Origin of the sequence: Streptomyces angustmyceticus, from assembly GCF_040701845.1 — a bacterium.
Taxonomy (GTDB): Bacteria; Actinomycetota; Actinomycetes; order Streptomycetales; family Streptomycetaceae; genus Streptomyces; species Streptomyces angustmyceticus_A.
In genome coordinates this window covers 1-5613 of sequence record NZ_JBFBHQ010000048.1, presented here as the reverse complement: position 1 = coordinate 5613, position 5613 = coordinate 1, and the positions used below count along the sequence as shown (strand labels likewise).

4 protein-coding genes are annotated in these 5613 nt (G+C 71.2%); 2 read left to right on the top strand and 2 right to left on the bottom strand.

Features of this window, described 5'->3' with window-relative positions; translation table 11 throughout:
- The first annotated feature begins 371 nt into the window (after positions 1–371).
- Positions 372–1358 carry a hydroxyacid dehydrogenase gene (locus tag AB0411_RS37415; protein ID WP_366421699.1) on the top strand — a complete coding sequence of 329 codons (987 nt, stop codon included), beginning with the start codon at positions 372–374 and terminating at the stop codon, positions 1356–1358.
- A 133-nt stretch (positions 1359–1491) separates the two neighbouring features.
- Here the strand turns inward: AB0411_RS37415 and groL are convergent, their stop codons facing one another.
- The gene (groL, locus tag AB0411_RS37410; protein ID WP_366421695.1) at positions 1492–3117 is read right to left on the bottom strand and encodes a chaperonin GroEL; all 1626 of its coding nucleotides are present in this window, start codon (positions 3115–3117) and stop codon (positions 1492–1494) included.
- Between the two features lie 135 nt (positions 3118–3252).
- The gene (gene groES, locus AB0411_RS37405; protein WP_018090856.1) at positions 3253–3561 is read right to left on the bottom strand and encodes a co-chaperone GroES; all 309 of its coding nucleotides are present in this window, start codon (positions 3559–3561) and stop codon (positions 3253–3255) included.
- 513 nt (positions 3562–4074) lie between these two features.
- Here groES and AB0411_RS37400 point away from each other — a divergent pair.
- Positions 4075–5427 (top strand): FtsW/RodA/SpoVE family cell cycle protein, encoded by a 1353-nt coding sequence (locus tag AB0411_RS37400; RefSeq protein WP_366421698.1) that lies wholly within the window; start codon positions 4075–4077, stop codon positions 5425–5427.
- Positions 5428–5613 lie beyond the last annotated feature (186 nt).

Sequence of the window (5613 nt, the reverse complement as noted above, 5' to 3'; positions counted from 1 at the left end):
GACCCGTTCACGGGAAGACCCGTTCACGGGAAGACCCGTTCACGGGAAGACCCGTTCACGGGAAGACCCGTTCACGGGAAGACCCGTTCACGGGAAGGCCTGTTCACGGGAAGACCCGTCTCGTCCCGCCCACGTCGGCCGGCACCGGCCCGTGGACGGCGCCCGACGACCAGGGACGGCACCCGTTCGGCGGACGGCCCGGCGACGGACGGCCCGACGGCAGCCGCCGCACCACGGCACACCACCGCGCAGCCACCCGTCCAGGAGCGCCGATGACCACCAGGCACCCCACCACCCCCGACCACGCCACCGGACCGGTGGAGCAGGTGGAGCAGCCCGCGGCCCCTGTCCGGCCCGCCGTGCTGCTGTCGATGGGCCCCGGCATCGCCGACCGGCTCCTCGACGCCCGCCACCGCGACCGCCTCACGGCCCTCGCCCGTACCGACCCCCGCCTCGTCGCCCACGAACTGGCCGACCCCGCCCCCGAGGTGGCCGCCGCCCTCGCCGAGGCCGAGGTGCTCCTGACCTGCTGGGGCGCCCCACCGCTCACCGGCCGGGTGCTGGACGCGGCCCCGCGGCTGCGCGCCGTCGTGCACGCCGCCGGCTCGGTCAAACACCACCTCACCGACGCCTGCTGGGAGCGCGGTCTGGCCGTCTCCTCGGCCGCCGCCGTCAATGCGCTCCCGGTCGCCGAATACACGCTCGCCGCGATCCTCTTCGCCAACAAAGGCGTGCTGCACGCCGCGCATCGCTACCGCGGCCTGCGCGCCCCCCACGACTGGCACCGCGAACTCGGCGCCGCCGGCAACTACCGCCGCACCGTCGGCGTCATCGGCGCCTCCCGCATCGGCCGCCGCGTCATCGAGCTGCTGCACCCGTTCGACCTGCGGGTCCTGCTCCACGACCCCTGGGTGACCGACGCCGAAGCGGCCCGGCTCGGTGTGCGGCCGGTCCCCCTCGACGCGCTCTGCGCCGGCAGCGACGTGGTCACCGTGCACGCCCCGGAGCTGCCCGCCACCCGCCATCTGCTCGGCGCCCGTGAACTGGCCCTGCTCCCCGACGGCGCGACACTGGTCAACACCGCCCGCGGCTCCCTGGTCGACACGACGGCCCTGCTCCCCGAGCTGGTCTCCGGCCGCCTGCACGCCGTCCTCGACGTCACCGAGCCCGAACTCCCGCCGGCCGGCTCGCCTTTGTACGAGCTGCCGAACGTCCTGCTCACCCCCCATGTGGCGGGGTCGCTGGGCACCGAACTCCACCGCCTGGCCGACCACGCCCTCGACGAACTCGAACGCTACGCCGGGGGCCGCCCGTTCACCGGTGCCGTACGGCCGGAGCACCTGCGCCACTCGGCGTGAACGCCCAGGGCCGCCCGCCGCCCCGACGACGGACGGCCCGGACCGGCCGCCGTGCACGCACGAGACCCGGCCCCCGCACAGGGCGGGGACCGGGTCTCGGTCCGTCAGGCGGCGGGCCGCCCGTCAGGGTGCGTCAGTGCGCGTGCCCGTGGCCGTGACCGGCCTCGGCCGGCTCGTCCTCCGCGGGCTTCTCGACGACCAGGGTCTCGGTCGTCAGCAGCAGCGACGCGATCGACGCGGCGTTCTCCAGGGCGGAGCGGGTGACCTTCACCGGGTCGATGACGCCGGCCTTGACCAGGTCGCCGTACTCGCCGGTGGCGGCGTTGAAGCCGTTGCCCTTGTCCTGCTCGGCGACCTTCGCGGTGATGACGTAGCCCTCGAGGCCCGCGTTCTCCGCGATCCAGCGCAGCGGCTCGACGACGGCGCGGCGGACGACGGCGACACCGGTGGCCTCGTCGCCCTCCTTGCCGAGGGAGCCTTCCAGCACCTTGGCGGCGTGGACCAGAGCGGAGCCACCACCGGAGACGATGCCCTCCTCGACCGCGGCGCGGGTCGCGGAGATGGCGTCCTCCAGACGGTGCTTCTTCTCCTTGAGCTCGACCTCGGTGGCCGCACCCACGCGGATGACGCAGACGCCACCGGCGAGCTTGGCGAGGCGCTCCTGGAGCTTCTCGCGGTCCCAGTCCGAGTCGGTGCTCTCGATCTCGGCCTTGATCTGCGCGACGCGACCGGTGACGTCCTCGGACTTGCCGCCACCGTCGACGATGGTGGTGTCGTCCTTGGTGACGGTCACCCGGCGGGCGGTGCCGAGCACGTCCAGACCGGCCTGGTCGAGCTTGAGGCCGACCTCCTCGGCGATGACGGTGGCACCGGTGAGGGTGGCGATGTCGCCGAGCATGGCCTTGCGGCGGTCACCGAAGCCCGGGGCCTTGACGGCCACGGCGTTGAAGGTGCCACGGATCTTGTTGACGACCAGGGTCGACAGGGCCTCGCCCTCGACGTCCTCGGCGATGATCAGCAGCGGCTTGGAGGCGCCGGCCTGGATGACCTTCTCCAGCAGCGGCAGCAGGTCCTGGATCGAGGAGATCTTGCCCTGGTGGATCAGGATGTACGGGTCCTCCAGGACGGCCTCCATCCGCTCCTGGTCGGTGACCATGTACGGCGAGAGGTAGCCCTTGTCGAAGGCCATGCCCTCGGTGAAGTCCAGCTCCAGACCGAAGGTGTTGGACTCCTCGACGGTGATGACACCGTCCTTGCCGACCTTGTCCATCGCCTCGGCGATGAGCTCGCCGACCTGCTTGTCCTGCGCGGACAGGCCGGCCACGGCGGCGATGTCGGTCTTGTCGTCGATCGGGCGGGCGGTCGCCAGGAGCTCGTCGGACACGGCCTTGACCGCGGCGTCGATGCCCTTCTTCAGGGCGGCCGGGGAGGCGCCGGCGGCGACGTTGCGCAGACCCTCGCGGACCAGGGCCTGGGCCAGCACGGTGGCGGTGGTGGTGCCGTCACCCGCGATGTCGTTGGTCTTGGTCGCCACCTCCTTGACGAGCTGGGCGCCGAGGTTCTCGTACGGGTCGTCGACCTCGACCTCACGGGCGATGGTGACACCGTCGTTGGTGATGGTCGGCGCGCCGAACTTCTTGTCGATGACGACGTTGCGGCCCTTGGGGCCGATCGTCACCTTGACCGTGTCGGCAAGCTTGTTGACGCCGCGCTCAAGGGCGCGACGGGCGTCCTCGTCGAACTTCAGGATCTTCGCCATGGGTTGCTTCAAGTCCTCTCAATGCGATCCTCGGCCACGACGTGGGGACCGCTGTCGCTCAAACGAACTGCGCCCCTGCCCCGGGTTGTTTAGACGCGGGAACCAGGGGCGCAGATCACGGCAAAACTGGGTGACTTACTTCTCGACGATCGCGAGCACGTCGCGAGCCGAGAGAACGAGGTAGTCCTCGTTGTTGTACTTCACCTCGGTGCCGCCGTACTTGCTGTAGAGCACGACGTCGCCGACCTTCACGTCGAGCTCGACGCGCTTGCCGTCCTCGACACGGCCCGGGCCCACGGCCAGGACAACGCCCTCCTGGGGCTTCTCCTTGGCGGTGTCCGGAATGACCAGGCCCGAGGCCGTGGTCTGCTCGGCGTCGAGCGGCTGGACCACGATGCGGTCCTCAAGCGGCTTGATGGCAACCTTGGAGCTGGTGGTCGTCACGATCCGACCTCCCCCTTCGGAGATCTCACGGGGTTAACTGTCTGAGGTGGCGACCAGGTGGATCCGTCGTCGCGGGTGCCGGACCTGCCCGTCGCTGTGTGTCTGGCACTCACCACTGGAGAGTGCCAACGCCGAGACTATGACGCGGTTAGCACTCGGTCAAGCGGAGTGCCAGCGCGGCGAGGTCCGCTTCTCTCCCCGCCGGCCGACCGGCACCACGAAGCCATGACCTCCGGGGCTCCGCACCCCTGCGCCCCGGGCCCCGCGCGGCCGGAACGGGGCGTACCGGGTGTCGCATGACAGCCACGTTCCCATCAAATCGGACACACCTTCCCGTTCCCTCGCAACCACGCCACGGGCTGCCTCGTCTACCTCCCCGACTGCCGGGCCGATGAACCGGGCACGACCCGGCCGGCCGGCGGCCTCGACGATCAGTGGCGGAGGAAACCCGTGCGTGGACAGACCCGCGTTCCCCGGGCGGCCCGGCGACCGGAGAGCGACGCCGAACGCACCATGACGTTCGCCGCGCTCGCCCGGGCACCGGACCGGCGGCGCACCGAGGCATGGCTGCTCGCCCTCGCCGTCCTGATCGCGGACTTCGGCTACGCCTTCACCGGCCTGTCCATGACCGGCCGGCTGCCCGGCGGACTGGCCGGCTTCGCCGTCAGCATGTTCTTCGTGGCGCTGGTGCCGCATCTGGTCCTGCGCCGCTACGCGCCCCGCGCCGACCCGCTGATCCTGCCGCTGGCGACGCTGCTGACCGGCGTCGGCCTGGTGCTGCTGCACCGCCTGGACCTCACCTATGCGCAGACGCCCCGGCTCAAGATCGCCGAGGCGGCGAGCGGGCAGCTGGTGTGGACGGTGATCGGGGTGGCGGTCTGCATCGTCATCCTGCTCGTGGTGCGCGACCACCGCATCCTGCAGCGCTACATCTACCTGACGATGGTCGTCGCACTGGTGCTGCTGATGGCCCCGGCCTTCTTCGGCGCCGACATGTACGGCGCCAAGCGCTGGATCCTGCTCGGGCCGCTGTCGCTGCAGCCCGGCGAGTTCGTGAAGATCATGATCTCGGTGTTCTTCGCGGGCTACCTCACCGTCAACCGCGACGCCCTGGCCCTGGCCGGGCGCCGCGTCCTGGGCATCCAACTGCCCCCGGGGCGGCAGCTCGCACCGATCTTCACCATCTGGGCGATCAGCCTGCTGGTGCTGATCTTCGAGCGGGACCTCGGCACCTCGCTGATCTTCTTCGGCGTCTTCGTGATCATGCTGTACATGGCCACGGACCGCACCAGCTGGGTGGTCTGCGGCCTGCTGATGGCCGTCGCCGGCGCGGCCGTCGTCGGCTCCCTGGAACCCCACGTCCACGGCCGGGTCACCGCCTGGCTCGACCCGATGCGGGCCTTCACCAAGGACGGCATCGCGGAGGGCATGTCCGACCAGCTCGGCCAGGCCCTGTTCAGCTTCGGCAGCGGCGGCATCTCCGGCAGCGGACTCGGCCGGGGCCACCCCGAACTGATCGGCTTCGCCGGCAACAGCGACTTCATCCTCACCACCGTCGGCGAGGAGATGGGGCTGGCCGGCGTGATGGTCGTGATCATGCTGTACGTGCTGCTCGCCCAGCGCGGCCTCCGCGTCGGCCTGACCGCCCGCGACCCGTTCGGCAAGCTGCTCGCCGTCGGCCTCTCCGGCGCCCTCCTCCTCCAGGTCTTCGTCGTCGCCGGCGGCGTCACCGGCCTGATCCCCCTCACCGGCAAGGCCCTCCCCTTCCTCGCCAAGGGCGGTTCGTCCCTCGTCGCGAACTGGGTGATGGTGGCACTCCTGCTGCGCATCAGCGACCATGCGCAGCGCCGGCGTGAGCCGGTTTGATCCTTCCCCACGTTTTTGTCTTTTCCGCCGTGGTGGTTGCTCGCCGTTTTTCGCCCGCTGCCGCGGTGCGCCCGCCGCAGGCGCCACCCACCGCACCAGCCCCGCGCAGCGGCACCGCGGACCCCGCCCGCCGCAGGCGCAAACGCGGGCGCACCGCGCAGCGGGCGGCAAACGGCGAGCAACCCC

What these genes read in the sequence shown, in the direction of transcription:
- AB0411_RS37415 (WP_366421699.1), top strand. Translation starts at nt 372, where the DNA reads ATGGGCCCCGGCATCGCCGACCGGCTCCTCGACGCCCGCCACCGCGAC.
- groL (WP_366421695.1), bottom strand. Translation starts at nt 3,117, where the DNA reads ATGGCGAAGATCCTGAAGTTCGACGAGGACGCCCGTCGCGCCCTTGAG.
- AB0411_RS37400 (WP_366421698.1), top strand. Translation starts at nt 4,075, where the DNA reads ATGACGTTCGCCGCGCTCGCCCGGGCACCGGACCGGCGGCGCACCGAG.